We start from the raw sequence: 26,086 nt of genomic DNA on the forward strand, positions 1-26,086 counted from the left end.
CTAGCAAGGTGTAGATTACCCATGGTCAAAAGCCCGAAACACGCTCTTCGCTCCTCGACGGTTCATTCGCGCGGCAAGCGCTACTCCAGCGGCGCCCTCGTGGCCGCCGCCTGTGGCGGCGCCCTTGTCTTTGGCGTCCTGTCGAGCGCCGTCTTTGCGCGGCCGTCGATTTCAGCCGATACGTTCCGCCAGCTCGATCTCTTCGGCGAGGTCTTTGAGCAGGTGCATGAAAATTACGTCGCCGACCCGGTGGACGCCGACCTCATCAAAGGCGCCATTGACGGCATGCTCGACACCCTCGACCCGCATTCAAGCTATCTCTCCGCGGAAGACTATCAGACTATGCAGGAGCAGACGCGCGGCTCCTTCGCCGGTCTCGGCATTACGGTGCAGATGGACAATGAAGGCCCGGACAAGGGCTATGTGAAAGTCGTCAGTCCTATTGACGACACGCCCGCCGCCCGGGCCGGCATGAAGACCGATGACCTCATCGTCGAGATCGACGGCGAGGATGTCTATGGCATGTCCCTCGACGAAGCGATTTCCAAGCTCAAGGGCGAAAAGGGCACGAAGATCGACATCGGCGTCGTCCGCGACCGCGAGAAAGAGCCGTTCGATCTGACCCTGGTCCGCGACATCGTGAATGTCCCGTCCGTGATCTCGCGCGTGGAGAACGACCAGTTCGGTTATGTGCGCATCACCAATTTCAGCGAACAGACCCGCGACGGCCTGATGAAAGCGCTGAAGAGCTTCGACAAGGATATCCCCGGCGGCGCCAAAGGCCTTGTTCTCGATCTGCGCTCCAATCCGGGCGGCCTTCTCGACCAGGCGGTGGCGGTGTCCGACACGTTCCTGAGCGGCGGCGAGATTGTTTCGACCCGCGGCCGCCGTCCGCGCGACACCATGCGTGAAATGGGCACGCCCGGCGACAAGCTGAACGGCAAGCCGGTGATCGTGCTGATCAATGGCGGCTCCGCGTCGGCGTCGGAAATCGTCGCCGGCGCGCTGCAGGACCGCAACCGCGCGCTGCTGCTCGGCACCAAGTCGTTCGGCAAGGGGTCGGTCCAGACCGTGATCCCTCTTCAGAACGGGCTTCAGGGCGCTTTGCGTCTCACCACCCAGCGTTATTACACGCCCTCCGGCCGCTCCATTCAGGCCATGGGCATCGAGCCCGACATCGCCATGCCGGTGATCTATCCGGGTCAGGATGAGCTGATCGAACGCCCGGGCGAGAAAGATCTGCCGAATGCGCTCGATGTCGCCGAGGAAGACACGGATGCAGAGGCCGAAACCGAGGAGGTCGCGGCCGCAGACGGTGAGGGCGGCGAGCCGAAAGTCGAGCCGTTCCTCTGCTCGTTCGAGGAAGACGGCGAGACCCCGGTCGATTGCCAGCTCAAGCGCGCGCTTGAAATTCTGGCGGACGCCTCCGTTTACGGACAGGCGCTGGCCGACGCCGGCGCGGCGCGCACCGAGCACGCCTCCGCCCACTAGGCGACATATCGATATTTCAACGGGAAACAGGGCCCTTAAGGGGCCCTGTTTTCGTTTGGTTAACCCTATTTTCTCTAGGGTGAGCTGTTGGACGCCGCCCCATGCCGGGGACGGCGCCGCTAGCGTGTGTCGAAAGCTGTCTGAAGACTTATGCCTCGCCGCAGACGTATCAAAGCGCCGGTTCTGAGCCGCCTCACCTGGGCCTGGCTCGGCTCGCTCGTTCTGTTTGCGGGCGCGGTCGGTGTCTTCGTTTATTCTGCGCGCACGGGCGAAGGGCCCGGCCGCATCGCGCTTCCCGTCGACCATATTGAGATTTTTGCGCGCAACACGCCGCCCGCGCCCGGAACGGAAGAGCGCATTGAGGCGCCGGTCCTGCGCGAGCCTCCGGCGGGCGCCCAGCAGCTTGCGCAAGCGCCGTCCGGTGAGGAGACCGAGGACGGTCTCGTCCTGATCTATCCGGGCGCTAATGATCTTCGTACGGATGAAGAAGACGGCCTGCTCTATGATGAAAGCGATCTCGAGCCGGAAGATGACGGCGTCAGATACAGCGCCGACGACGTCATCATCACCATCCCCGGCGCCAGGAAAGCAACATCCGTCACGGCCGCGTCGCTGACGCCGGTCGCGCGGCCCATTCCCGATCCCGACAGCGCTCTCCTGCGCGTCACGGCGCTCGGCAAGACGCCGCGCGTCGCCGCCGACGGACGCCGGCCTGTTAGTTATTACGCAAAGCCCTTTGACGGCGCCCGGTCCAAGCCGCGCGTTGCGATTGTTGTCGGCGGGCTCGGCCTCAACGCGGCGGTGACAGAGCGGGCGATCGACGATCTGCCGCCCGAAATCTCGCTGTCTTTTGCGCCTTACGCCAAAAATCTCGACTTCTGGACCAAGAAAGCGCGCGATGCGGGCCATGAAGTGCTGATTGAACTGCCCATGGAGAGCTATGGCGCCAACGCGCAGGCGCTGGGCGCGGCGGCGCTCCTGACCTCCCGCGAGCCGCAGGAAAACCTTCAGCGCCTCGACTGGCTGCTGGCGCGTTTTGGCGGCTATTTCGCCGCGACAAACTATATGGGCGCCAAATTCTCCGCCGACGCCGATGCGCTCGCTCCGATCCTTGAACGGTTGAAAAATTCCGGCGTCGGTTATGTCGACGACACCGGCGCCGCCGCGCGCAGCGCCGGCGGCCTCCCGCTCGCCACCGTCACCCGCATGATTCCCGCCGCTATTGACGATGCGGATCTGCGCCAGGTGCAGCGCGAGCTCGCGGCCCTTGAAAGCGCCGCCGAACGCGACGGCTTTGCGCTCGGCAAAACTTACGCCTACGCCGCCACGATTGACGAGATCGCCTCCTGGTCGCGCGGGCTTGAGAAAAAAGGCATCGCCCAGGCCCCGGCCTCGGCGCTCTTGCGCACCGCCGCGCCGGGCAGGTAAGGGGAAGGCCCTTTTCCCTTAAGACAGGCCCGGCGATGAGCCAGAAAGACCTATTCAAACGCTTCCGTCCCAATGTCGGGATCGTCCTTTTCAATGCGAAGGCGCAGGTCTGGTTCGGCCGCCGCGTCATCGAAGGGGGCGATGCCGGCGGCAAGCCGGAGCGGTATCGCTGGCAGATGCCCCAGGGCGGCGTCGATGCGGAAGAAGACATCGCCGCCGCCGCCTATCGCGAACTGAAAGAGGAAACCGGCGTTTCCTCCGCAACGCTGCTCTGCATCAGCGCCGGCTGGCTTGCCTATCGTTTTCCGGCTGAAGAAAAAAAGAAAGACTGGAAAGGCCAGCGCCAGAAATGGGCGGCGATGCTGTTCACCGGCGAGGACGGCGAAATTGATCTGGAAGCGGACGATCATCAGGAATTCGATGACTGGCGCTGGGGCGAACTGGAAGAGGCGCCGGGGCTGATCGTGCCGTTCAAGCGGCCCGTCTATGAGGATGTGGTCGAGGGGCTCAAACCCTTGCGCGACTTCCTGCGCGCTCAAAAATAAATGGCCTCCGCGCCGAAATATTCTCCGGATTTCTTGTTGGATCGTCTCCTCTACCGCGACGGGCTGATGCTCATTGTCGACAAGCCGGCGGGCTTGCCGGTGCATGCCGGGCCCGGTGGCGGCGACAATCTCGAAAACTATTTTGAGGCGCTGCGTTTCGGCCTGCCGCGCGATCCGGCGCTGGCGCATCGGCTCGACCGCGACACCTCGGGCTGCCTCGCGCTGGGGCGCCACCCGAAAGCCTTGCGCAAACTCGGAAAACTCTTCTCCGGCGGCGAGGTCGAAAAGACCTATTGGGCGATCACGAAAGGCGTTCCCGAAAAACTGTCAGGGACCATTGATGCGCCGCTGAAAAAAGAAAGCCGCGGGTCCGGCTGGCGGGTGGTCATCGCTGATGATGGCCAGCCCGCCGTCACCACCTATCGCACGCTGGCGCAAAAAGACGGCCTTGCCTTTATCGAGGCGAAACCGAAAACCGGGCGCACGCACCAGATCCGCGTGCATCTGGAAAGTCTTGGCGCGCCGATATTGGGCGATCCTCAGTATGGAGAGCTTTCCAAGGAAGACCGGGCGCAGCCGATGATGCTCCATGCGCGCCGCCTTATCGTTCCGATTTCAAAGAACAAGGAGCCGGTCGTCGCCGAGGCGCCGCCGCCGGAGGCGATGCAGGCGTTGCTGAATCAGCTTGGCGCTTAAAGCCCCTCTCCCGCTGGCGGGAGAGGGGTTGGGGTGAGGGCGAATGCTTTCAAAGTCGCACCTATATTCATTCAAAAATCCGTACACGGTTAAATTACTTTCAACAGTCTTCGTTTCTTCGGGCTGCCCCCTCTCCCCCCAAGGGGGAGAGGGGGGTAAACGCAAACATCGCCGCGACTCATGAGAGTCCGAACGCGTGAAATGGAGAGGTTGCGCGAGACGCAAAACTTCCAGATCAATTTTAGTGCGGAGGCTTTGCGCCTCGCGCGGGCGGCGTTGTTCAGCGTCGGCGGGCCCGGCCGTAATGACGACCCCTGACGGTTTTTACGCGTCAAAGTTCACGCCGCCAGAAAGCCCGGGCTCTGCGACCGGCCAACAGGAAACGCCCTCCGTAATTGCAGGCCTTTCCTCTTGCGCGCCGCGATCCGGACCGATGAGTTACGGCAGCGCTCACCGCCTCTCCGTTGTCCGGACTGTTTTCGATCATAAGGGAGGTCTGGAGGTGGTGGATAACTATTCACCGACACAGGGAAATATCGAAGAATTCGCGGTTTTGGGGTGTTTTTCCCGTTATTGGGGCGGAGTGAAATCTACGATAGTTGGAATTTTCTTCTCAGGACTACGAAAAACAAGCCGATCATGAAAACAGAAATAAGAGATTGGAGTGTGGCGTATAATCTCAATGTCAAAGGAAAGGTGTGTTCCGTTCTTTTTAGCCAACAGGGAACACTTTCACTTGCAATGAAACGATCAAAACCATCTCCCCAAATATGAAATGGGCGGAGGATTTGTTTCAGAGAAAATACGGCAACGTCCTCAAGCGGGGTATCAGCGGTGCATATTGATTTATCGTCGGCAAGTTGAGCAATTTGAGAAAACCAATAGTAGATTCCAAAAAAAATAATTGCGCAAAAAATCGCGACGAGAAGTGGACGTAGCAAACTTTGTCCGTATTTGCTGGTTAATCCGTAGTCTCGTATCATTACTCTTTCAGGGAACGGGGCGCCAGTGTCACGACGATAACTTCGAGCCTCCAATTCAAAAGCCTGAAACATAGTTTCTTCGTTTCGCGCACCAGTCCTTTGCATTTCTAACCGCAAGGTTCTGTATGCGCGCTCTATTTCCTTGTTGGCCGAAGGTGCGGTTTTATTGTGCCGCTCTATAAAGCCATTCTCATCTGGAAAAGCAGTGTCTTGATGAATACTGCATTGATGAAACCGTGGGGCCTTGTAAAATCGCACATCTGAGAAATCCGTGCGATCACGAAAGACTCGGTTGTTGAAAATCGCATCATCGTGAAATGCGGCATCTTTAAAGCTGCACACATGAAACTGACTTGGTGAAGTTTCCTCCGTTACATACTTAGAGTATCCACGAAACCTTGCTACGCCATGGAAGATAACCCAATCAAATTCAGTTGATGCAGCAAACTCAACTCCATCAAAGCTTGTTAGACGCGCGAATTCAGCATTTATAAATTCTGACCTACCCATGAAGCGAACGCTTCTAAAAATTGCATCATCGAGAAATACTGCTGAACAAAATTTTGTAACTTTGTTGAATTGCGTACGTTCAAAATCAAATCCGAAGGGGAAGATTGCTTTTGAAAAATCAGCTTTGTGCCAGTTTGCATAGCCGCTTGTGCGCACTCTAAGCCTGAGAAACTTTGGCATACTCGCATAGCGCATTGTCAGCGTGACTGAATCCTTATCCCCCAAATCAAGGTTCTCTGGAAAAATAATTCCATCGGCACAGCCTTCTGAGGTGTTGGATGCTTTCGAATAAATTGCTTTGAAGGTTTCGCTGAATTTATTTTCCTGGCGCAATTCATCTAGCTGCGCCTTGGGGAATTCCCCGCTATTTTTAAAATCCTTATGCCTGGGAGTGGGGCGGCAATCGCCATCATAGTAAGGATAGTAAAGCTTTAAAAATTCTCTTGTTTCCCCTTTCCAAGTGAGGGGGTAGGATTTCATATTGATTGTATTTTGGTGATAAATAGCTCCTGTGCGGGGCCCGCTTACCGAGAAATTCTCGGCCCACCACCCTTCAAACCACCTTGAATAGAGCTTTCTTTTTTCTATTGAATCTAAGTTCATGAAAGCAAGATCACTGCGATTCTAGCGATCTGTATATGATTACTTTGCTAGAAGCATCTCAGCCACCTTCACCGCTTGCCTCTCCCGGTCGTCCCAGTCGGCGCCGGAGATGATGGTGTAAGGCGCCTTCCATGCGTCGAGACGTTTTTTGGCGGCGTTGAAAAACCACTCGCGCTCTTCCTGTTTGCCCGCATATCTCACGCCATCATCCGTCCACGGCGTTTCCGGCGTTAAAAGCAGATAATGATCGGCGAGGGTGGCGCGCGCCATGGCCTCGATTACCGGCGACGGCTCGCCTAACAGATATTCCGCCCACACCGCGGTCATCAGCGCGTCCGTGTCCTCGATCAGCAGGGCGCCGGCGAGCGGTGAGAGCGCGGCGCGCATGGCCGCGTGGGTTTCGGTGATGTTGATGAGGTCGTCCTCGCGCCAGCCTTTGCCGTGCTTATAGCGCGGCTGCATGATCTTCTCGTCGAAGGTGCGGCCATATTCGCGCACGAGGCGGGTGTCGAACCGTTTGGCGAGGCGCTCGCCCAGGATGGTCTTGCCGACGCTTTCCGGGCCAAGGAGGGTCAGGCGTTGTTGCGCGCGTTCGCTCACGTCACGGCCTCGCCGCGGTCATAGGCGCGGCGCCAGTTGAAATAGCCGATGGCGGAGATCACGAGGAACATCAGGTAAAGCACGGCGGTGGGGTAAAGACCCTTGGTCCAATAAAGCCCGATGGCGATGATGTCGACTGCGACCCAAAGCGCCCAGTTTTCGAGAAGCCGCCGGGCGAGCATGATCTGCGCGATGACCGACAACACCGCAACGGACGCGTCCCAGAAGGGAAAGCTGGCGTCGGTGTATGTCTCCATGACCCCGCCCAGCGCGGCGGTGCCGGCGACAGCGGCGAGGGCCGCGGTGACGGCGCCGCGCGGCGACAGGCGGGCGACAATGACGAGGCCTTCCTCATCGCGCCGGGTCAGCCAGTGCGCCCAGCCATAGGCCTGCACCACAAAGAAGAAGATTTGCAGGAGCGCGTCGGAATAAAGTTTCGCGCCGTAAAAGATCCACGCATAGAGCGAGACCATGGCGATCCCGAAGGGATAGTTCCAGATCGACCGGCGCACCAGCAGCGTGATGTTGGCGATGCCGAGAAAGAAGGCGACGATCTCGATCGGCCGGCCGCCGATCATCCCTGTCAGAAAGTCGAGAACGCCCCCCATCGCCCCGGTAAAGCCGCCTATTCGGCCGCTTTGACGAGGGCGGGGCCCTTGAGGGCGTCGGCGATGCGCTCACTGAGTTTGCGCGCGACCTCCATCTTCGACATTTCCGGCCATTCCTCGTCGCCCTTGTCGGTGATGAGGATGATGGAATTGCGGTCGCCGCCCATGGCGCAGTGCTCGCCGGGGGAGACGTCATTGGCGACGATCCAGTCACAGCCCTTGCGGTTGCGCTTTGCTTCCGCATGACCGAGGACGTCGTCGGTCTCGGCGGCGAAACCCACAACGAGGCGCGGGCGGCCCTCTTTCATCTGCGACAGGGTTTTCAGAATGTCCGGATTTTCCGTCAACGGAATATTGGTGAGGCCGCCGCGCTCCTTCTTGATCTTGTGGGTCGTTTCGATTTCCGGGCGGTAATCGGCGACGGCGGCGCAACAGACGGCGCAATCGAGCGGCAGGGCGGCGTTGGAGGCGTCCATCATCTCGCGCGCGGTCTTCACTTGAATGGTTTCGACGCCCGCCGGAATTTTTTCATGGGTCGGGCCGGTGACGAGCGTGACCTCGGCGCCGAGATTTCTGAGCGCTTCGGCGATGGCGTAGCCCTGCTTGCCCGATGAGCGGTTGGCGATGAAACGCACCGGGTCGATGGGCTCCACGGTCGGGCCCGCAGTGACCAGAATGCGCCGGCCTTTTAAAGGCCCGTGGGAATCTTTCAGGAAATACGCCTCGATTTCGTCGGCGATGGTTGCAGGCTCCGCCATGCGGCCAAATCCGTATTCGCCGCAGGCCATGTCGCCCTTGTCGGGGCCGACAATCATCGCGCCGTCATTTTTCAGGGTTTCGAGATTGCGCCTGGTCGCGGGATGCTCCCACATCCTGACATTCATCGCCGGCGCGAACATGACCTTTTTGTCGGTGGCGAGGAGCGCTGTTGAAGCGATGTCATTGGCGATGCCGTTTGCAGTCTTGGCCATGAGGTCGGCTGTCGCGGGCGCGACGACAACCAGATCCGCCGAGCGCGACAGCTCGATATGACCCATCTCCGCCTCGTCGGTGAGGTCGAAAAGATCGGTGAAACATTTCTCGCCCGTCAGCGAGGCGACGGATAGGGGCGTGATGAACTCGGCGCCCGCGCGCGTCAGGATCGCACGGGTTTTGATCCCCCGGCGCGAAAGCTCGCGGATGAGTTCAAGGCTTTTATAGGCGGCGATCCCGCCGCCAATGATGAGAAGAATACGTTTGGCGTCCATGGCCCCTAAATAGGGCTTCGGGCCCTCAAAGTCACGCGATCTGCTCGACCCGCGCCCGCTCACAAAGCGGGTATTCGGCGAGAAACGGCTCCAGCGCGGCTTTCATCTCAGAGAAGGACGCGCCGTAGCAGAAAAGCGCGGTTTCGCGCTCGCCTTCCCAGTAACCGCGAAAGGCGCCTTTGCCTTTTAACAGACGGTCGAACTCGTCGATCACATGATTAACGTCGCAGTCGCGATAAATTTCGTCGGCGAGGTCGGTTCCGTTGAGATAGACCGCGACGCCTTCGGCGACGCCGAAGGGGATCTGGCGGTCGGTCGATTCAATGATGAGGCGCGAGCCCTTGGGCGCGCCGAGAGCCTCCAGGCGCTCAATAATCGCCGCGACGGTCTGATCGCCGGACTCATGAACGCGAATTTCAAGATCGCAAAACTCGATGCCGCAGGGCTCGCTGGAAAGCTGCGTGCCGCCGCCCGTGACCTCGCCGAGGCCTTTGGCTTCAAGCGTTTCGGTCAACGGGTCTTCATAATAATCGCCGCGGTCAATCGGCTGCACTTTGGCGTTCAGGCGCGCGATGATGAATTCGCAATCGGGCGCCGGTTCCTGTTTTTTCGCTCCCCCGAACTTAAAGCCGAACATGTTGTCGCCCTCCCGTTCGTATGAAACTTACCTATCGGATAGGACTGCGAAAAAACGCTTAGAAATGTAATTCAAATTTTATCGAATGAAGGCGGCGGCGGCGAGCAGCGCCACGGCGCCGGCGACGGCCCAGAGGGCGAGGCGGGAAGCGCGGGCGTTCTCCGCCGGCTTCGGCGCCGCGCCTTGGGCCGCATAGATTTCCGCCGCCTTGCCGATGGCCTCCACATAATGCGGGAGCTTCGGCGCCACCTCGATCGCTTTCGCCGTGGCGGCTTTCAGCTTTTCGGCCTGCGCCATGGGGCCAATCGCCTTGTTCACATAGTCTTTGACGACCGGCGTCGCCGCCGCCCACATGTCGATTTCCGGATCGAGGGACCGCGCCACGCCTTCGACCGTCACCATGGTGCGCTGTAAGAGGACGAGCTCGGGCCGCAGATGCATGTCGAACAGGGCGGTGACGTCAAAGAGCTGTTGCAACACGCGGGACATGTCGACCTGCGCGGCGTTGCGCCCCTGTAGAGGTTCGCCGACAGCGCGCAGCGCTTGTGCAAAGGCGTCCATGGAATGACCGGGCGGGACATAGCCGGCGGCGAAATGGACTTCCGCCGTACGGGCGTAATTGCGTGTGATGAAGCCATAAATAATTTCGGCGAACACATTGCGGGTGTTCTCGTCGAGCCGGCCCATGATCCCGAAATCGACCAGCGCGAGGCGGCCTTCATTGTCGACGATCAGGTTCCCCTGATGCATGTCGGCGTGAAAAAAGCCCGTATGGAGGGCCTGTTTCAGAAATACGTGGATGACAAGTTTCGCCAGCGCCTTGCGGTCGACGCCGCGCCGGTCGAGCGCGGCGAGATCGCCCATGGGCGTGCCGTCGATCCATTCGACCGTGAGAATGCGCCGCGCGGTGAAGGGCCAGATCACTTCCGGCACGCGGGTGTTGGGCTCGCCTGCGAGATCTTCGGCGAGTTCTGAAGCCGCGCCGGCCTCCATCCGCAAATCGAGTTCGATCGCGGCGGCGGCTTTCAGGGTCTCGACGAATTTCACCGGCTCCATGCGGCGCACGGTTTTGGAGATCGCTTCGAGATTGCGCGCTGCGCGGGCGAAAGCGCGAAATTCGTCTCCGGCGCGTTGTTCAATCCGTGGCCGGAGGATTTTGACGGCGACCTTGCGGCCGTCTTTCAATTTCGCCTGATGCGCTTGTGCGATGGAGGCGGCGGCGATGGGCGCGGAAAAATCGTCAAATAGCGCATCCACGGGCTTGCCGAAGGCGGCCTCGATCTCCTTGCGCGCAGCCTCTTCGGAAAAGGCCGGCATCTTGTCCTGGAGCCGGCCGAGATCGGCGGCGAGTTCAAAGCCGATAATGTCAGGCCGCGTCGCCATGAACTGGCCGAGCTTCACATAGGCGGGGCCGAGTTTTTCGAAAGCATGGGCGAGGCGTTCGCCCGGCCGCCCGGTCCGGTTGGCGCCGATCCGCGACAGCGCGCCGACCATCCGCACCGGCGCCGGGGCCATATGCGCAAACTCATGGGGGATAAGCGCGTCCCGGCGGGACAGGGTCCAGCCGGCGCGGAAAAGGCGGGCGTAATCGGCGAGGGCGGAAAACATCGGTTCCGCCTATACCCGCCAGCCGGAATGAATCGCGGCGACGCCGGCGGTCAGGTTTTCATATTTGACGTTTGAAAAACCGGCTTCACGAATGCGCGCGGCGAAGGCGTCTTGCGCCGGAAATTTGCGAATCGATTCAACGAGATACTGATAGCTGTCGCGGTCATTGGCGACCATTTCGCCGAGCTTGGGGATGACGTTGAAGGAATAGGCGTCATAGGCTTTCTGCAATCCGTCCGTAATCGGATGAGAAAACTCCAGACAGAAAAAACGCGCCCCCGGTTTCAACACGCGATAGGCGTCGCGGAGCGCGGCGTTCATGTCGGTGACATTGCGGATGCCGAAAGCGATCGTATAGGCGTCGAATGATTTATCCGGGAACGGAAGAGTTTCAGCGTCGCCCGTAACGCGAGTCAGGCGATCGCCGAAGGCCGCCATGTCGGGGCGGTCTTCGCCCGCTTTCAACATCTCGTAATTGATGTCGCAAATGATCGCCTTGGCTGGCGGTTTCCTGTCCGCGGAGGGCCGCGCGTCGGCGCGCTTTAAAAACCCGGCGGCGATGTCGCCGGTGCCGCCCGCGACATCCACCAGGCGTTCGTTCGGCTGCGGTCCGATCCGGTCAAGCAGCACCGATTTCCAGATCCGGTGAACGCCGCCCGACATGAGATCGTTCATGAGATCGTATTTCGACGCGACGCTGTCGAAGACCGAGCGCACCAGGCGCGCCTTATCGCCCGTTTTCACGGTGCGAAAGCCAAAGGATGTTTCATCGTCACGCGTCATTCCCATGAAAATGGCTTAATCCCTTGACCCGCCTAACAAAAGCGCCTTGACGCCGCATCCGCCTTTTGACAGTGTAACCAATTGAATTTCGCGGTGTTTTTGGCGCCGCGGCCAATGGCAAGGGGAGCCGCCATGATCAAGTCCGAACTCGTTCAAAAGCTCGCTGATGAAAACCCGAACCTGTTTCACCGGGACATCGAGCGCATTGTCTCCATCGTGTATCAGGAAATCTCCGACGCCCTCGCCCGCGGCGACCGGGTCGAGCTTCGCGGCTTCGGCGCCTTTTCGGTCAAGCACCGGCCGGCGCGCACCGGCCGCAATCCGAGAAGCGGTGAAGCGGTGCATATCGAAGAGAAATGGTCGCCTTTCTTCAAGGCGGGCAAGGAGCTTCGCGACCGTCTTAATGGCGAAGGCCGGTTTTCCGGCGCCGCGCGCGGACCTGCGGAATAAGACGGCTTAAGATCCCGCGCTAAGGCCGCCATCGGCGGAAGGGCCATGAACACCAATCTGGCGAACCAGTTTCTCTCGGCGCTTGGCGGCGATCCGGGCGTCTTTCCCCATCAATATGCGCCGGCGATGGATCAGATATTGTTGGCGCGCTTACCTGTGGCGACTTTGCGCGAGGCGAGCTTTCTCGACGAACGCATCCTCACGCGGGAAACACAAGGCGTCTGGATCCCGGCGCAGCAGGTCGCCGCGGCGGCGGCCGCCCTGCCGTCGGCGCCTGTCAGCTATATCTTCCATTCGGGCCATTGCGGCTCGACGCTTGTCTCGCGGCTTCTGGGCGCGGCAGGCGATGCGATTGCGCTGCGCGAGCCTTTGCCCTTGCGCGCCCTCGCCTTCGACCGGGCCGAGGGCGGCGGCGCCATGCTGACGCCTGAAAAGGCGCGGGAAAGACTGTCGCTGCTCGAAAGGCTCTGGGCCCGCGGCGCGTCCGCGGCGGTCGTCAAGGCGACCAGCATCTGCACCGGCCTTGCCGCCGATCTTCTGCCGGCCGGCGCCAAGGCGGTTTATGTCTCGCAGCGTGCGGACATTCACCTCGCCGTTCTTCTTGCGGGCCGCAACGCGGTGAATGATTTGCGCGCTTTCGCGCAGATGCGCTGGCGCCGCCTCAACGCGCATATCCCCCTGCCGCCGCTGGCGCAGTTTTCAAATGGCGAGCTTGCCGCGCTCTGCTGGCTGGCGGAAACGGATGCGGCGGCGCGCGCGCGCCTGCCGGTCTTCGACTTCGACGCCCTGTTGACGGCGCCGGCAGAAACCCTCGGCGCCATCGCTACGGCGCTCGGCGTGGCGGCGCCCGAGGACAAGATCGCGGCCGCCATCGCCGGCCCGATCATGAAGCGTTATTCGAAATCGCCGGATCATGAATATGACGCGGCCTTGCGCGCGCGCATCATCGCCGATGCGCGCCGCGACCATGGCGCTGAAATTCAAAAGGGCCTTGATTGGCTCGACCGTCTCGGCGCCGCGTCGCCATCTGCAAAAGCCGTTCTTGATCGCTGGACGTAACGGCTTCCTCCGTCAGGAGGTCGACCACATGCGATGCAGCGACTGGCGCACATGCTCAAGCCGCACCCGGTTGTCCCACTCCATTTTAAGGCCTTCAAGCGCCGCGACCTCGTTCAGCGTGTAAAGAAGATCGCGCTTTTTCTCGTCGCAGATCTGGCTTTCCATGAAGGTGATCGCGACGAGGCGTTCGCCGCGGGTCACCGGCTGGACCTCATGGATCGTCGTTGACGGATAAAGCACGGCGGAGCCGCGCTTGCCTTTGATCGAGATCGGTTTCGACCCGAGATGGATGGTCAGCTCGCCGCCGTCATAGGTTGAGGGGTCGGCGATAAAAATGGTGCAGGAAATGTCGGAGCGCAGCGCCGTCGGCTGCATCGGCAGGAAAGCGTTGTCCGGATGCTTGCCGTATTTCATGTCCGGCCGGTAGCGCACCATCAGGGGAGGCGCGAGGCGATTGACGAAGGCGAAATTGCGCACTTCCTCAGAGCGCAACAGGCACTGGCCGAGGAGATTGCTCGATTCCCGGTAGAAATCGGTCGTGGTGTCGATTTGCAGATTATACTTGGTCTGGTTGTGCGGATTGGACAGCCGCCCGTCGGCGAACTTCCCGGTCGCGAAAATCTGGTCCAGCCGGGCGAGCTCCTGATCGGTCAGAAGATTTTCAATCTCGATAAAAATGGCGGCCTCCAGCGGCTTTTTCTGCATTTTCCTGATGCCGAGATAGCGCAGTGCAGGAAAACCTCCAATCCCTGCGCCAATCAATCCGTGATGAGCGTTGCCTAGACCCTTGAGAATGTGAGAAAATGCCGGGCAATGAGCAAATGGCTGTTTCGCATAGTCTGGATCCCGATCCTGATCGTGGCGGTTTTGTTCCTCGTGGCGAACCGCACGCTGGTTCCGATCAGCCTCGATCCTTTCCGCCCGGAGAACCCGGCGCTGTCGACGCCTGCCCTGCCGTTATGGTTTTGGCTGATGGGCATGCTGTTTCTGGGCGTCGCCCTGGGCGCGGCCGGCCAGTGGCTGTCGGGGCGTGAGGCGAGAGCCCAGGCGAGAGACAATCGCCGCGAACTGCGCGCGGCGAAAAAGGAACTGGCGGTCCTGACAGCACGGGACGAGGCCGCCCGCGGCAAGACGGCGCGTCATGAAGACGCCGACGATCCGGCCGATCCCCCCAAACTCGAAGCAACCAGCATCTGATGTCATCCCCAAGATCTGATCCTTATGAGCGGACCTCACGTTAAAATCTGCGGCCTCAAGGACGCGGACAGCGCCATTGCGGCGGCCCGGGCGGGCGCCGATTATCTCGGCTTCGTCTTTTTCCGGAAATCACCGCGCTTCGTGACGCCCGAGGCCGCCGAAGAGATCATTCTCGATCTCAAACAGGCGGCCTTTGACGAGGGCTTTAACATGCCGCGCATTGTCGGCCTGTTTGTCGACGCCGGGGAGAAGGAATTGTCAGAGGCGGCGCCGCTGCTCACCCATTTCCAGTTTCACGGCCATGAAAGCCCCGAGCGTTGCCGCGAGCTTGGCGAGGAATTCGGGATCGAGGTGATCAAGGCGATCCCCGTCACCGAGGCCGCCGATATTGGCGGCGCAAAAGAGTATGAGGATGCGGCGGACATTCTGCTGTTTGACGCCAAGCCGCCGCCCGGCGCCGGTCGTCCCGGCGGCAATGGCGTTTCCTTCGACTGGACGCTGCTGAAATCCTATGAGGGCGAAACGCCCTATATCGTCGCCGGCGGCCTGACGCCGGACAATGTCGCTGACGCCGTCAAAGGGCAGGGCGCCCGGGAAAGTTTTCTCGGCGTCGATGTTTCGTCGGGCGTTGAAACTGCGCCGGGCAAAAAGGATGACGCGCTCGTCAAAGCCTTTATCTCGGCTGCGAAAGCATAAAGAAGGAAAGCCTTATGTTGCGGGTTTTGTGCGCAGCAATTGCTGCAGCATTTTTGGCGTCCTGCGCCACCGGTCCGATTGTGCGCGAGAACGAGGCGGCGGCCTCCGTCGCCTTTGAGGCGCTGAAACGCGGCGGCTATGTCATCGTCATGCGCCACGCCAATTCGCCGGGCGGACAGGCCGGGGCGGTCGGCCTTTCCAAGGGTTGCAAGCTCGCCGAGGGGCGCGGCCTCGACGCCGAAGGTTTCTTTCAGGCGCGGGCGATTGGCGAGATCCTGAAGCAGAACGGCGTCAAAATCGCCAAGGCCTATACCAGCCCCATGTGCCGGTCCTGGGATACGGCGGCGCTCGCCGCCGCGGGCGCGCCGGTTGAGCCGCACCCGTCTCAGATCAGCGAGAAAGCGACGGATGTCGCCGCCATGAAGGCGAAGGTTGCGAAAGAGCTGGCCGCCAATCCCGGCGCCAACATTATCCTGTCGAGCCACTCCAACATCGCGCCGCTCTATGGCGCGACGGCGAGGGGGCGTGAGGATGAGGTGCCGTCCGGCGTCATCTGGCTCGTCCACCCCAGCGACTGGCAGGCGATTGCGCGGGTTGATCTCCTCGTGCGTTACCCGAAGGTCACGCCTGCGGTGGAGTAGGCGGGGCATAGCCTCCCTTGTCATCCCGGAAGCCAATTTTTTCCAAATCTATGATTTGGGTGAAAAATTGAGCTATCCGGGATCTCTAGTCATAGATCCCGGATCTAACGCTCGCAGCCAAAAATCTTTCGATTTTTGGGCTCGTGTAACAGCTTGCCCCGGACTTGATCCGGGGGGCGGGATGACAAAATCTCCTTGGGTGCTAAGAGGCCCAAGCAGATTGACGGATATGAAGACGTGACCCAACTCAACTCCTACCGCACCGGACCCGATGAGGAAGGCCGCTTCGGCATTTATGGCGGGCGCTTTGTCGCCGAGACCCTGATGCCGCTCGTCCTCGCGCTGGAGAAGGAATATAATTCGGCGAAGAACGACCCGTCCTTCCGGTCTGAGCTGGAGTACTACCTCAAACATTATGTGGGCCGGCCCTCGCCGATGTATTACGCCGAGCGGTTAACCAAGTATGTCCGTGGTATGGCTGATGAAAAATCAGGAACTACCGGCAAAAAAGGCGCGAAAATTTACTTCAAGCGCGACGAGCTGAACCACACCGGCGCGCACAAGATCAACAACTGCATGGGCCAGATCCTGCTGGCCAAACGCATGGGCAAGACCCGGATCATCGCCGAGACCGGCGCCGGCCAGCATGGCGTCGCGACGGCGACCGTCTGCGCCCGCTTCGGCCTTCCCTGCATCGTCTATATGGGCGCGACGGATGTGGAGCGGCAAAAGCCGAATGTCTTTCGCATGAAGCTCCTGGGCGCTGAGGTAGTGCCGGTGACCTCGGGAACGGCGACCTTGAAAGACGCCATGAATGACGCGCTGCGCGACTGGGTCACCAATGTGGACTCAACCTTTTACATCATCGGCACCGCCGCCGGCCCGCATCCCTATCCGGAGCTGGTGCGCGATTTCCAGTCGGTGATCGGCGTCGAGGCGAAAGAGCAGATGAAGGAGATGGAGGGCCGCCTTCCTGACGTCATCATGGCCTGCATCGGCGGCGGTTCGAACGCGATCGGCCTCTTCCACCCGTTCCTCGATGACAAGGATGTCGAGATCATCGGGGTTGAGGCGGCGGGCCTCGGCGTCGATACGGACAAACACGCCGCCAGCCTTACCGGCGGTAGGCCCGGCGTTTTGCACGGCAACCGGACATACTTGCTTCAGGATGACGACGGCCAGATCCAGGACGCCCACTCGATTTCGGCGGGGCTCGACTATCCGGGCATCGGGCCGGAACATTCCTGGCTGCATGAGACCGGCCGGGTGAAATATATCTCCGCGACGGACAGCGAAGCCCTCGACGCGTTTCAGTTATGCGCAAAATTAGAGGGCATCATTCCGGCGCTGGAGCCGTCCCATGCGCTCGCCCGCGCCATCGACAAGGCCGCCGAAATGGATCGCGACCAGATCCTGCTCATGAATATGTGCGGGCGCGGCGACAAGGACATCTTCACGGTGATGGATTTGCTGGGGGCGGAGTAGGACCGCCTTTCTCTGGCGGATCGTAAAGCAGCCTCTAGCGCGGCGCCTTATGCGCCCGGCCTATTTGGCGAGAACAAAATAGGGAATCTCCAAAGTCTCCAACCGGTCCTGCGCAAGGGCCCGCGAACTTAAGGTGATAACCTGACCGGTTGCTATGATCGGGAGCGACGCCTGAACATAACACCATCCCTCGCCAACACCGGCTTCGTTGAAGCTCGTCGTCAAGACATGATAGGTTGCGCTGAGCGGCGACAGGGTGACCTTGCCGGAAGGTGCTGCGGGTTTTCCATCAAGGGCGAAACAGGAAATGCGCACCGTCGCCGACTTCTGCCGGTCGGGATTCACAAACTTCATCTGGTGTTTGACGAAAAGTGTTTCGTCCTCGCGGCGGCCATTGGAGATGATGGGCGTGCCCCAACTCCGCCCGATACCGGCGCCTTCGCCCACCATGGATGAGGAGGTCACTACCGTGCGCCCCGGGTTCGCCGTTTGCGCTGTGGTGCCTTTCTGCAATGGCTGGATCGGGCCGGTGGGCACGAACTCACGGTCTTGCGCGAGGGCGCTGGCGAAAGCCGCTGAACCTGCAGCGGCCAGGGCGGTGAGCATCCGACGGAACATAGTTTCTCAATACCTTATCGCAGCTTTTTTGGCGAGGGTCTGAGGAAGGATTTCCAATCCGCCTGTCGCTACTGGCGCGTTTTAGGTCATTCCAGCTTGAGAAGGTCTAAGGCTCGGCGACAAGACGTAATAAGGTGATGTATTTGCCGGGCTCTATCTGACAAGTTCCTCCGACGGTTTTCTTTATGAGTATTCTAGGCAATACTTAAAAGGGGAAAGTTCTTGTCGGGGGCAACATGCAAGAAACGGCGGCAGACCGCGAAGCGGCTTGGTGGGCGGCTTGGTGGGAGGAAGACTATTCCTGGGAAGGGCTGGCTCATAAGAGCAATTGGTCTGGCCCCGGGACGCTTCAGGATTATTGGGCGGATCAAGCAGACCATCTGATCGAGGCTCCGGATGGCACCTTGTGGACGCGCATTCATTTGCCGTTTCATTGGCGCAATGGCGAACCGACGGGTAAGGCTGATTGGTCGAGGGAAGAACGTACAGCAGCCTTGGAGGCGTTCTCGCAAAAACTGACCGATGCGCTGGAAACAAGGCGCGTTGCGCATCTTGAAGGCATTGTGGCGCAGGATGTTCCTAGAATTCCTATCGTCAAGGAAAAAGATGGAGCGCCAATCTCGATTCATGCGAAACACGCTTGGCTATCGCTAAGATATAAATGGGCCGGCACAGAATTTGGCAGCGCCAGTTTTTGGAATGCTCGCTTATCAGATGTTGGTTTTTCCAACGCGACTTTTCGCTACGCAGATTTTCTAAACGCTGTTTTTGGCGGTCGGTCGGATTTTTTTGGCGCAAATTTTCAATCCGCATATTTTGGAGATGTCATTTTTGAAGGGAAGCCTTATTTCAACGGTGCAGTGTTCAATAAGAGCGCCAATTTTTCGAAAGCGACATTCAATAACGGCGCAAATTTTGACAACGCTGTTTTCAACGCCAGCGCCGGTTTTGCAAACGCCAGCTTCGCCGACTCTGTATATTTTCGGCATGTGGCGTTTAACAGGGCGGCAAACTTCACGGATGTAAAATTCCAAGGCGTTGCAAACTTTTTCAACTCGGCTTTCCGCGAAAACGCTCATTTCACAAACGCATCTTTCGAGAATTTAGTGCGGTTCAGCGGCGTCGCGTTCGAAAAAGCCTGCCTCTTTCGCTTTGCGACCTGGCCCGATCTTCCCGATGACTATGTACAGTGTTTTCTGGATGCGCAGTTTCAGAGACTTGCCGATTTTAGCGGGGCGGATTTCGGCGCTTTCGCAGCTTTCGACGGCGCCATTTTTTATAGCGAGGTCAGGCTGAACGATGATGTTGTCTATAACAACGCCGCAATTGGAAAGATAATCAAGAATGTCCGCAGCCCCAAGATTGCGGAAGCCAGCGCGGCGCGCGCATTGGCCGTGAAGGAAGAAGAATTGCGCCGTGAGGCTGAACGTAAACGTCGATCCCAGCAAGACTCTTCTGGTCTGTCGATATCGCCTGATGATGACGGTCGTGCGGCAGAGTCCGCTACATTTCAATTCGGCGCTGAAGACGATCCGGCGAGCGAGGTTGCTTCCCGGTTTTTCAATATGCCGCCGATAGCCTATCGCGGTCCTGACAACAGAGATGGGGGCATGTCGCGCGCCCAGAAAAAAGAATTTATTCGAAACTATCTCGTCGAATACAGGAAACGAATCCCGCTCCATTATCGTGCGCTGGAAAATGGCGCGCGTTCACTAAAGCATGCTTTGGAGAACGCCCGCGACAAGTTGGGGGAGCAACGCCTTTACCGCCTTGAGCTTTTGGCGCGCCGTCGCCAGGACAAGACCGGCCGGTTTGAACATGTTCTATCCAGAATGTACCAGATAACGAGCGACTTTGGCGCTTCCATGTGGCGTCCGCTGATAACCGTTATTGTCGTAACGCTAATCATGGCGCAAATATACGCCGGGTGGTGGGGGCTGTTTTCACACGAGACGCCGGTTGAAAGCGTTTCGTTCGAGGCCCTGGACTTTTCGGCGCGCGCGGTTTTCCGCCCGTTTAGTCATTGGGCTGTTTCCGAACTCGGATCTTCGACATTCGAAAGCGAGCTTTTGTTCGGCAATGGGGCATTCAACAAATTCATGGTGCGGCTTGTGACGACCCTGCAGTCATTTTTTTCAGTAATCATGCTGTTTCTGACAGCGCTAAGCGCCCGGCGGCATTTCCAGCTGCATTGAGCCGCAGGTCTTTTAAAGCGATAAAATCACGGTGACGGATTTGGCTGGGCGCATGGAGCATCGGCCGATTGGATAAAATCCAACCGAACGGGTTCAGGGCGCCGAAAGCAAGAATCTCTAAGCTCACCCCGGTCTGAAACCGTTATCCGGGGCCGGTATGGTCGGAATTCAAAGCGCGAATATCGCTGCGGCGTTGATGAGCCAGACGCGGGCCTCCCTCGCGCCGGCGGGCCCCGCCCGTGCGGGCGGCTCCGATGCGCCCGCGCTGATTGTCGATGTCACCGGCGGCGTTCAGGAAAAACCATCCGGATACGACCTTTTCAAGATCAAACAGCGTGAGACTCTGCTCGACAAACAGATCGAGGTTGCGACAGAACTTGGCGAGAGCAAGGAAGCCTTTTCCGAAGCGCTGGCCGAGGGCGATGTGGGTGGGGTCATCACCGGCGCCTATAAGGTGAACGGGCTCCTGACTGCGGAGGCCGCACTCGCCGATGAGGTCGAAAAAGCCAATCAGGACGACGCCAGGAAAGATGTCGCCGCTCTTGAGCTCGACGGAAAAGAAGCGGTGAAGGATCTCATCGATGACGCCGCTGACGCTGCTGACGCGGCGGATGAGGCCGAAGGCGCGGATGAGCCGGGCGATGCGGTCGACCTCGATGAGATCGCCGAAGAGGCTGAAGCCGCCGCCGCAAAAGAGCTGGCCGACGCCGAGGCCGTGACGGCCGGCTCCTAACCTTTTGTCCGATTTTGTCGGATGCAAGCTAGTATCAGGGAAGTTTTGTTGCGCAGCATAAGCCGCAGCATTTCGCCTTGTGAGAACCTTTCAGCAGCCACGCTGTTGCCTCCATCAGGCCCGATAAAAAAGACCGGAGGCCCCTGATATGAAACAAACCCTTTTTGCTGCGATGCTTGCCCTTGGCCTTGCCGCCTGCGGCGGCGATAGAGAAGAACAGGCTGAATATGTAACCGATGCGGAGCGGCTCGCGCCCCAGCCGGCCCCTGCGCCGACGCCGGCGTCGTCGGACGCGCTGACCCCGGATGGCTGGAAAGGCCTGCGCATCGGCATGACGCGCGAAGAGATTACGGCGGCTTACGGTCCTGACGCCAATCCGGACGCGGTTGGCGGGCCTGAGCCGGAAAGTTGCGATGAATACCGGCCGGAAGACGCGCCGGACGGGTTTCTCCTCATGCTCGTCAATGAAAAGCTGGCGCGGATCAAGCTGATGCGCGGCGCCGCCGTGAAAACGGATGCGGGGCTCGGTCTCGGCGCATCCGCTGAAGAAGTGAAGGAAGCATATGACGGCGAGGCCATCGTGACGCCGCATAAATATGTTGAGGCGCCGGCGGAATATATCACCGTCTGGAAGACCGGTCAGACGGGTCCCGATTATGTGCAGGATGAGACCGCGCGCGGCATCCGCTATGTCATCGACAAGGAAGGCAAGGTTCAAACGATCCAGGCCGGGGGCCCTGCGATCCAGTATGTTGAGGGGTGTCTTTAGGCGGGCGGTCTCTAATGCCCGCCGCCGAAAATCCCCGTTCGCACTGAGTAATCCACGGCCAGCGCATATTCAGGATCGTCGTCTGAATCCACCAGCAATTGCCCGGCGTGATTGAGCAGCTTGTGGCAGTCGCGGGTCAGGTGACGCAGGCGGATGGTCTTGCCGCGCGCTTCATATTTGTTCGCCAGATCCTCAATCGCCTGCAGCGCCGACTGATCGACGACGCGTGAGCGCATGAAGTCGACGATGACCACATTCGGGTCCTTGTCGGGCGTGAACAATTCCGCAAAACCGTCTGTGGAGCCGAAGAATAACGGCCCCTCGATCTCATAGACCTTGGCGCCCGCCTCAGTGTGGCTCTCGCGGGTGACGGCGTGAATGCGTTTGGCGTTGTTCCAGGCATAGGCGAGCGCCGAAACGATGACGCCGACCACCACGGCGACGGCAAGGTCGTGCATGACGGTCACGGCGGTGACGAGGACGATGACAAAGGCGTCGGTGAGCGGGATGCGCCGCATGATCCGCAAGGACTGCCAGGCGAAAGTGCCGATCACCACCATGAACATGACGCCGACAAGGGCGGCGAGCGGGATCTGTTCGATCAGCTTTGACGCGAACAGGATAAAAGCGAGCAGGAACAGCGCCGCCGCCACGCCCGCGAGGCGCGTGCGCCCGCCCGATTTCACATTGATCATGGACTGGCCGATCATGGCGCAGCCGCCCATGCCGCCGAAAAATCCGGTGACCAGATTGGCCGTTCCTTGCGCCACGCATTCGCGCGAGGCGCCGCCGCGCTGATGGGTGATTTCTCCGACGAGGTTCAGGGTCAGCAGGCTTTCAATCAGGCCGATGGCGGCGAGGATCAGCGCATAGGGAAAGATAATTTCCAGCGTTTCAAAATTAAGCGGCACGAGCGGCAGGTGAAGCGCCGGCAGGCCGCCCTTGATGGAGGCGAGATCGCCGACACGCGGCGCCTCAAGCCCGAGCCCGATGACGATGGCGGTGGTCAGCGCGATGCCGGCCAGCGGCGCCGGGATCGCCTTGGTGAGTTTCGGCGTCGCCCAAATAACGGCCATGGTCAGCGCCGTCAGCGCCAGCATGATGAACAAGGGCGCGCCGGTCATCCATTCGCCGGTGACGCCCATGGCGTGACCTTCGCCGGCGTTCGCTGCGGCGCTGCCCGGAATCTGAAACTGGCTGAGCTGGGCGAGGAAGATCACGATGGCGAGCCCGTTGACGAAACCGAGCATCACCGGATGCGGCACCAGGCGGATAAACTTTCCAAGGCGAAACAGTCCCGCCAGGATCTGCAATACGCCCATGAGGACGACGGTCGCGAACAGATATTCAACGCCATGGTCGGCGACCAGCGCCACCATCACGACAGCAAGGGCGCCGGTGGCGCCGGAAATCATGCCCGGCCGGCCGCCGATCAGCGCGGTGATCAGGCCGACGATAAACGCCGCATAAAGACCCACCAGCGGATGCACGCCCGCAACAAAAGCAAAGGCGACCGCTTCAGGCACCAGCGCCAGCGCCACCGTAAGCCCGGACAGGATTTCGGTTTTCAGGAGAGCCGGGGTGAACTTGCTGAGATCGGACGTCGTCCAGTCGGCAAAGGTCAAGCGTTCGGCGAACGCGGCGAAGGTTGTTTTCGTCACGGGGGGGACCTTGTGCAGGGCGCGGGAAAAGGAAGGCGAGGCCCTCCATAGACCATTCATGCTGCGATGCAACATCGTTCTTGCCGACCCTGAGCGGCGACGCACGCCGTAACTTGAATCGAAAAAGCCAATGTTTCTGATTTAAATTATCTGTTTGATCTATAAATCGCCCAGCGCCATGTCTTCCTCAACCCCCGCTCTTTTCGAGCTGGAGAAACGGAGAGAAAGATCATGGCGACGGATTCGAGACTGACGACCACGGCGGGTGCGCCGATTGCGGACAACCAGAATTCAAAGACGGCGGGCGCGCGCGGGCCCTTGCTGGTGGAGGATTATCAGCTTCTCGAAAAACTCGCCCATCAAAATCGCGAGCGTATTCCGGAGCGTGTGGTTCACGCCAAGGGTTGGGGCGCGTTCGGGACCTTCACGGTCACCCACGACATTACGAAATACACGCGCGCCGACATCTTTTCGAAGGTCGGCAAGGAAACGCCGATGCTCGCGCGTTTTTCCACTGTCGCCGGCGAGATGGGCGCAGCGGACACGGAAAGAGACGTCCGCGGCTTTGCGCTGAAATTTTACACGGACGAAGGCAACTGGGATCTGGTCGGCAACAACACGCCGGTCTTTTTCGTGCGCGACGCCTATAAGTTTCCGGATTTCATTCACACCCAGAAGCGTCATCCGAAAACCAATCTCAGAAGCGCGACCGCCATGTGGGATTTCTGGTCATTGTCGCCGGAGTCGCTGCATCAGGTGACGATCCTGATGTCCGATCGCGGCATCCCGACGACGCCGATGCATATGAACGGCTATGGCTCGCACACCTATTCCATGGTCAATGAAGCGGGCGAGCGGGTCTATGTGAAATATCACTTCAAGACCCGTCAGGGCCATGACCACTACACTAATGACGAAGCGTCGGTGAAAATCGGCAAGACCCGCGAGGCCTATCAGGAGGCGCTTTTCGGCGCCATCGAAAGCGGCTTCCATCCGAAATGGGATCTGAAAATCCAGGTGATGACCGAGGCGCAAGCTGAAGCGGCGCCGTTCAATCCCTTCGATCTGACGAAAGTCTGGCCCCATGGCGACTATCCGCTGATCGATGTCGGCGTGATGGAGCTGAACCGCAACCCGGAAAATTATTTCTCGGAAATCGAGAATGCGGCGTTCAGCCCGTCCAATGTCGTGCCGGGTGTCGGTTTCTCTCCGGACAAGATGTTGCAGGTGCGGATCTTCTCATATGCCGATGCGCATCGTTACCGCCTTGGCACGCATTATGAGAGCCTGCCGGTCAATCAGCCGCGCTGCCCTGTCCATCACTATCACAAGGACGGCGTGATGAACTTCAAGGGCCAGCAAACGGGTAATGCGGACGCTTATTATGAACCGAACTCCGTCGACGGCGCGCCGCGCGAAGACAAAAGCTTCGCAGAGCCGCCGTTGAAGATTTCGGGTGACGCCGATCGTTATGATCACCGCGAAGGCAATGACGATGTCTCGCAACCCCGTGCGCTCTTCAACCTGTTCGACGATGCGCAGAAACAGCGGCTCTATTCGAACATCGCCGAGGCGATGCAGGGGGTTCCGGACGCAATTGTCGAGCGGCAGCTCGCACTCTTTGCGCAGGTTCACCCCGACTACGCCGCCGGTGTTCGCGCCGCGCTGGACGCTTAATCCCTCCGGCGGCGGCGCCGCTCTCCTTGCCGCCGCCGCAACCATGTCCGCCGTCCTGCCTGTTTTCGCCTTTCCCTCTCCCCCGACGGTGGCGGCGACGGCAGGGCGGTGGACGCCCTAGGGCGCAGCCTTCATCAGACAGGGACGGCTTCAAAGAGGCTCTGCCCGCGCGGGTTCTCGGTGACGCGGTCGAGCTTGAAGCCGGCCGCTGACAGCATGTCCTCGAATTCTGAAAGACGGCGCTCGCGCCCGCCGGTCAAAAGGTTCATCATATTGATGTCGAGCGCATAGCCCGGATGCGGCGAGGGTTTTTCGGGCAGCAGAAAGTCGATGATGGCGAGGCGGCCGCCGCTCGCAATCGCCGCGCGGATGTTCTTCAGGATGGCGACGCATTCCTCATCGCCCCAGTCATGGAGAATCTGTTTCATCAAATAGAGATCGCCGCCTTCTGGCACCGCTTTGAAAAAGTCGCCGCCGACAATGTCGATGCGGTCTTTCAGCGGCGAGGCGGCGAGGTTTTCTTTCGCCTGCGCCGCCGTGCCCGGAAGGTCGAAGATGACGCCCGTCGCTGAAGGGTATTCGGTCAGGAGGCGCGTCATTAGCCGCCCGTGACTGCCGCCAATGTCAACTGCGCGGGTAAAGGGCTTGAACTGGTGCTGGCTGAAAATGAAGGTTTCAAAGGCGTTCGTGATGCTCGACATCAGCTTGCCGAATTCATCCGCGAGCGCAGGCCGGTCGCTCAGATAATCGAAGATCGGTTTATCGTAATGCTGCTCGAAAGAGGAGACGCCGGTCTTCATGGCCTGATCGAGCTTCAGGCCCGGCGGGAAATTCACATTGAGCCAGCGCACCACTTCCTGCCGCGCCTGAAAGGCGCGTGAGCGCGCCGTGTGGCTGACGCGGTCTTTGCTGTCGATCTCGATGACTTCCTGCGAGGCGAGGAAATTCATCACGCGGCGCAGCATGTCCGTCTTCATGCCGGCGCGCGCCGCAAGCTCCTCCATGGGCGTCGGTTCATCGCCCAGATGATCGAGCAGCTGCGAGCGCGAGACCGCGTTCAGCACCCAGATGGAGGCCTGCGAATGAGCGAGCCAGGCGTGAAAATCGTTGAAATCGTCCAGCAGTGCGCCAAGCGTTTTGGTCATGAGTGCGTCCCCTTTTTCTTT

25 protein-coding genes are annotated in these 26,086 nt (G+C 59.8%); 14 read left to right on the forward strand and 11 right to left on the reverse strand.

What is annotated here, in order from left to right; translation table 11 throughout:
• Positions 1-21 precede the first annotated feature (21 nt).
• The 4 genes from ACFC5L_RS03560 to ACFC5L_RS03575 all read left to right on the forward strand — a co-directional run bounded on the left by ACFC5L_RS03560 (position 22) and on the right by ACFC5L_RS03575 (position 4,160).
• Complete coding sequence (locus ACFC5L_RS03560) at positions 22-1,491, forward strand: S41 family peptidase (protein WP_375201656.1); 1,470 nt, start codon at positions 22-24, stop codon at positions 1,489-1,491.
• Between the two features lie 150 nt (positions 1,492-1,641).
• Complete coding sequence (locus ACFC5L_RS03565; protein ID WP_375201655.1) at positions 1,642-2,919, forward strand: divergent polysaccharide deacetylase family protein; 1,278 nt, start codon at positions 1,642-1,644, stop codon at positions 2,917-2,919.
• Between the two features lie 35 nt (positions 2,920-2,954).
• The gene (locus tag ACFC5L_RS03570; RefSeq protein WP_375201654.1) at positions 2,955-3,464 is read left to right on the forward strand and encodes an RNA pyrophosphohydrolase; all 510 of its coding nucleotides are present in this window, start codon (positions 2,955-2,957) and stop codon (positions 3,462-3,464) included.
• 33 nt (positions 3,465-3,497) lie between these two features.
• A complete protein-coding gene (locus tag ACFC5L_RS03575) occupies positions 3,498-4,160 on the forward strand; it encodes an RluA family pseudouridine synthase (protein ID WP_375201653.1) in 663 nt (220 codons plus the stop codon).
• A 590-nt stretch (positions 4,161-4,750) separates the two neighbouring features.
• Here the strand turns inward: ACFC5L_RS03575 and ACFC5L_RS03580 are convergent.
• The 7 genes from ACFC5L_RS03580 to ACFC5L_RS03610 all read right to left on the reverse strand — a co-directional run bounded on the left by ACFC5L_RS03580 (position 4,751) and on the right by ACFC5L_RS03610 (position 11,745).
• Complete coding sequence (locus tag ACFC5L_RS03580) at positions 4,751-6,256, reverse strand: hypothetical protein (RefSeq protein WP_375201652.1); 1,506 nt, start codon at positions 6,254-6,256, stop codon at positions 4,751-4,753.
• 39 nt (positions 6,257-6,295) lie between these two features.
• Positions 6,296-6,856 (reverse strand): AAA family ATPase, encoded by a 561-nt coding sequence (locus tag ACFC5L_RS03585; RefSeq protein WP_375201651.1) that lies wholly within the window; start codon positions 6,854-6,856, stop codon positions 6,296-6,298.
• A complete protein-coding gene (pnuC, locus tag ACFC5L_RS03590) occupies positions 6,853-7,464 on the reverse strand; it encodes a nicotinamide riboside transporter PnuC (protein WP_375201650.1) in 612 nt (203 codons plus the stop codon). Before pnuC ends, ACFC5L_RS03585 begins: the two co-directional genes overlap by 4 nt.
• A 17-nt stretch (positions 7,465-7,481) precedes the next feature.
• A complete protein-coding gene (gene coaBC, locus ACFC5L_RS03595) occupies positions 7,482-8,711 on the reverse strand; it encodes a bifunctional phosphopantothenoylcysteine decarboxylase/phosphopantothenate--cysteine ligase CoaBC (protein ID WP_375201649.1) in 1,230 nt (409 codons plus the stop codon).
• Positions 8,712-8,742: 31 nt separating this feature from the next.
• Positions 8,743-9,348: a hypothetical protein gene (locus tag ACFC5L_RS03600; RefSeq protein ID WP_375201648.1), complete on the reverse strand. Its 606-nt coding sequence runs from the start codon at positions 9,346-9,348 to the stop codon at positions 8,743-8,745.
• Positions 9,349-9,426: 78 nt separating this feature from the next.
• The gene (gene ubiB / locus ACFC5L_RS03605; protein ID WP_375201647.1) at positions 9,427-10,956 is read right to left on the reverse strand and encodes a 2-polyprenylphenol 6-hydroxylase; all 1,530 of its coding nucleotides are present in this window, start codon (positions 10,954-10,956) and stop codon (positions 9,427-9,429) included.
• A gap of 9 nt (positions 10,957-10,965) precedes the next feature.
• A complete protein-coding gene (locus tag ACFC5L_RS03610; protein ID WP_375201646.1) occupies positions 10,966-11,745 on the reverse strand; it encodes a class I SAM-dependent methyltransferase in 780 nt (259 codons plus the stop codon).
• 126 nt (positions 11,746-11,871) lie between these two features.
• Here ACFC5L_RS03610 and ACFC5L_RS03615 point away from each other — a divergent pair, with 126 nt between their 5' ends.
• Together ACFC5L_RS03615 and ACFC5L_RS03620 are read left to right on the forward strand one after the other, a co-directional pair.
• Positions 11,872-12,189, forward strand: coding sequence for an integration host factor subunit beta (locus ACFC5L_RS03615; RefSeq protein WP_375201645.1), 318 nt, complete (start codon positions 11,872-11,874; stop codon positions 12,187-12,189).
• A 45-nt stretch (positions 12,190-12,234) separates the two neighbouring features.
• The gene (locus ACFC5L_RS03620; protein ID WP_375201644.1) at positions 12,235-13,248 is read left to right on the forward strand and encodes a hypothetical protein; all 1,014 of its coding nucleotides are present in this window, start codon (positions 12,235-12,237) and stop codon (positions 13,246-13,248) included.
• A 12-nt stretch (positions 13,249-13,260) separates the two neighbouring features.
• Here the strand turns inward: ACFC5L_RS03620 and ACFC5L_RS03625 are convergent, their stop codons facing one another.
• A complete protein-coding gene (locus ACFC5L_RS03625) occupies positions 13,261-13,953 on the reverse strand; it encodes a Fe2+-dependent dioxygenase (RefSeq protein WP_375201643.1) in 693 nt (230 codons plus the stop codon).
• Between the two features lie 108 nt (positions 13,954-14,061).
• Between ACFC5L_RS03625 and ACFC5L_RS03630 the strand changes: the two genes are divergently transcribed.
• The 4 genes from ACFC5L_RS03630 (at position 14,062) to trpB (ending at position 17,267) form a co-directional block, all read left to right on the forward strand.
• Positions 14,062-14,445 (forward strand): DUF1049 domain-containing protein, encoded by a 384-nt coding sequence (locus ACFC5L_RS03630; RefSeq protein ID WP_375201642.1) that lies wholly within the window; start codon positions 14,062-14,064, stop codon positions 14,443-14,445.
• 24 nt (positions 14,446-14,469) lie between these two features.
• Entirely contained in the window at positions 14,470-15,141 is a 672-nt protein-coding gene (locus ACFC5L_RS03635; protein WP_375201641.1) for a phosphoribosylanthranilate isomerase, read from the forward strand.
• A 14-nt stretch (positions 15,142-15,155) separates the two neighbouring features.
• Entirely contained in the window at positions 15,156-15,782 is a 627-nt protein-coding gene (locus ACFC5L_RS03640) for a histidine phosphatase family protein (RefSeq protein WP_375201640.1), read from the forward strand.
• A gap of 237 nt (positions 15,783-16,019) precedes the next feature.
• Positions 16,020-17,267 (forward strand): tryptophan synthase subunit beta, encoded by a 1,248-nt coding sequence (gene trpB, locus ACFC5L_RS03645; RefSeq protein WP_375201639.1) that lies wholly within the window; start codon positions 16,020-16,022, stop codon positions 17,265-17,267.
• Positions 17,268-17,327: 60 nt separating this feature from the next.
• Here the strand turns inward: trpB and ACFC5L_RS03650 are convergent, their stop codons facing one another.
• Positions 17,328-17,885 (reverse strand): hypothetical protein, encoded by a 558-nt coding sequence (locus tag ACFC5L_RS03650; protein WP_375201638.1) that lies wholly within the window; start codon positions 17,883-17,885, stop codon positions 17,328-17,330.
• Between the two features lie 563 nt (positions 17,886-18,448).
• Between ACFC5L_RS03650 and ACFC5L_RS03655 the strand changes: the two genes are divergently transcribed.
• From ACFC5L_RS03655 to ACFC5L_RS03665, 3 genes are all read left to right on the forward strand, one after another.
• Positions 18,449-20,080 carry a pentapeptide repeat-containing protein gene (locus tag ACFC5L_RS03655; protein WP_375201637.1) on the forward strand — a complete coding sequence of 544 codons (1,632 nt, stop codon included), beginning with the start codon at positions 18,449-18,451 and terminating at the stop codon, positions 20,078-20,080.
• Between the two features lie 157 nt (positions 20,081-20,237).
• Positions 20,238-20,813 (forward strand): hypothetical protein, encoded by a 576-nt coding sequence (locus tag ACFC5L_RS03660; RefSeq protein WP_375201636.1) that lies wholly within the window; start codon positions 20,238-20,240, stop codon positions 20,811-20,813.
• A 148-nt stretch (positions 20,814-20,961) separates the two neighbouring features.
• Entirely contained in the window at positions 20,962-21,582 is a 621-nt protein-coding gene (locus tag ACFC5L_RS03665) for a hypothetical protein (protein WP_375201635.1), read from the forward strand.
• An 11-nt stretch (positions 21,583-21,593) separates the two neighbouring features.
• Here the strand turns inward: ACFC5L_RS03665 and ACFC5L_RS03670 are convergent, their stop codons facing one another.
• Positions 21,594-23,243, reverse strand: coding sequence for a SulP family inorganic anion transporter (locus tag ACFC5L_RS03670; RefSeq protein ID WP_375201634.1), 1,650 nt, complete (start codon positions 23,241-23,243; stop codon positions 21,594-21,596).
• 231 nt (positions 23,244-23,474) lie between these two features.
• Between ACFC5L_RS03670 and ACFC5L_RS03675 the strand changes: the two genes are divergently transcribed.
• Positions 23,475-24,920: a catalase gene (locus ACFC5L_RS03675; RefSeq protein ID WP_375201633.1), complete on the forward strand. Its 1,446-nt coding sequence runs from the start codon at positions 23,475-23,477 to the stop codon at positions 24,918-24,920.
• 134 nt (positions 24,921-25,054) lie between these two features.
• Here the strand turns inward: ACFC5L_RS03675 and ACFC5L_RS03680 are convergent, their stop codons facing one another.
• On the reverse strand, positions 25,055-26,065 hold the full coding sequence (locus ACFC5L_RS03680; protein ID WP_375201632.1) for a methyltransferase: 1,011 nt from the start codon (positions 26,063-26,065) through the stop codon (positions 25,055-25,057).
• Positions 26,066-26,086: the final 21 nt, after the last annotated feature.

The sequence above is a fragment of the Hyphococcus sp. genome (genome assembly GCF_041986965.1).
Classification (GTDB): Bacteria; Pseudomonadota; Alphaproteobacteria; order Caulobacterales; family Parvularculaceae; genus Hyphococcus.

Excerpts from the sequence above, each read along its gene's own strand:
- ACFC5L_RS03660 (WP_375201636.1), top strand. The coding sequence starts at position 20,238 with ATGGTCGGAATTCAAAGCGCGAATATCGCTGCGGCGTTGATGAGCCAG.
- ACFC5L_RS03665 (WP_375201635.1), top strand. The coding sequence starts at position 20,962 with ATGAAACAAACCCTTTTTGCTGCGATGCTTGCCCTTGGCCTTGCCGCC.
- coaBC (WP_375201649.1), bottom strand. The coding sequence starts at position 8,711 with ATGGACGCCAAACGTATTCTTCTCATCATTGGCGGCGGGATCGCCGCC.
- ACFC5L_RS03565 (WP_375201655.1), top strand. The coding sequence starts at position 1,642 with ATGCCTCGCCGCAGACGTATCAAAGCGCCGGTTCTGAGCCGCCTCACC.
- ACFC5L_RS03640 (WP_375201640.1), top strand. The coding sequence starts at position 15,156 with ATGTTGCGGGTTTTGTGCGCAGCAATTGCTGCAGCATTTTTGGCGTCC.
- ACFC5L_RS03620 (WP_375201644.1), top strand. The coding sequence starts at position 12,235 with ATGAACACCAATCTGGCGAACCAGTTTCTCTCGGCGCTTGGCGGCGAT.
- ACFC5L_RS03580 (WP_375201652.1), bottom strand. The coding sequence starts at position 6,256 with ATGAACTTAGATTCAATAGAAAAAAGAAAGCTCTATTCAAGGTGGTTT.
- ACFC5L_RS03610 (WP_375201646.1), bottom strand. The coding sequence starts at position 11,745 with ATGGGAATGACGCGTGACGATGAAACATCCTTTGGCTTTCGCACCGTG.
- ACFC5L_RS03625 (WP_375201643.1), bottom strand. The coding sequence starts at position 13,953 with ATGCAGAAAAAGCCGCTGGAGGCCGCCATTTTTATCGAGATTGAAAAT.
- ACFC5L_RS03600 (WP_375201648.1), bottom strand. The coding sequence starts at position 9,348 with ATGTTCGGCTTTAAGTTCGGGGGAGCGAAAAAACAGGAACCGGCGCCC.
- ACFC5L_RS03560 (WP_375201656.1), top strand. The coding sequence starts at position 22 with ATGGTCAAAAGCCCGAAACACGCTCTTCGCTCCTCGACGGTTCATTCG.
- ACFC5L_RS03570 (WP_375201654.1), top strand. The coding sequence starts at position 2,955 with ATGAGCCAGAAAGACCTATTCAAACGCTTCCGTCCCAATGTCGGGATC.
- ACFC5L_RS03615 (WP_375201645.1), top strand. The coding sequence starts at position 11,872 with ATGATCAAGTCCGAACTCGTTCAAAAGCTCGCTGATGAAAACCCGAAC.
- pnuC (WP_375201650.1), bottom strand. The coding sequence starts at position 7,464 with ATGGGGGGCGTTCTCGACTTTCTGACAGGGATGATCGGCGGCCGGCCG.
- ubiB (WP_375201647.1), bottom strand. The coding sequence starts at position 10,956 with ATGTTTTCCGCCCTCGCCGATTACGCCCGCCTTTTCCGCGCCGGCTGG.
- ACFC5L_RS03680 (WP_375201632.1), bottom strand. The coding sequence starts at position 26,065 with ATGACCAAAACGCTTGGCGCACTGCTGGACGATTTCAACGATTTTCAC.
- ACFC5L_RS03650 (WP_375201638.1), bottom strand. The coding sequence starts at position 17,885 with ATGTTCCGTCGGATGCTCACCGCCCTGGCCGCTGCAGGTTCAGCGGCT.
- ACFC5L_RS03675 (WP_375201633.1), top strand. The coding sequence starts at position 23,475 with ATGGCGACGGATTCGAGACTGACGACCACGGCGGGTGCGCCGATTGCG.
- ACFC5L_RS03630 (WP_375201642.1), top strand. The coding sequence starts at position 14,062 with ATGAGCAAATGGCTGTTTCGCATAGTCTGGATCCCGATCCTGATCGTG.
- ACFC5L_RS03635 (WP_375201641.1), top strand. The coding sequence starts at position 14,470 with ATGAGCGGACCTCACGTTAAAATCTGCGGCCTCAAGGACGCGGACAGC.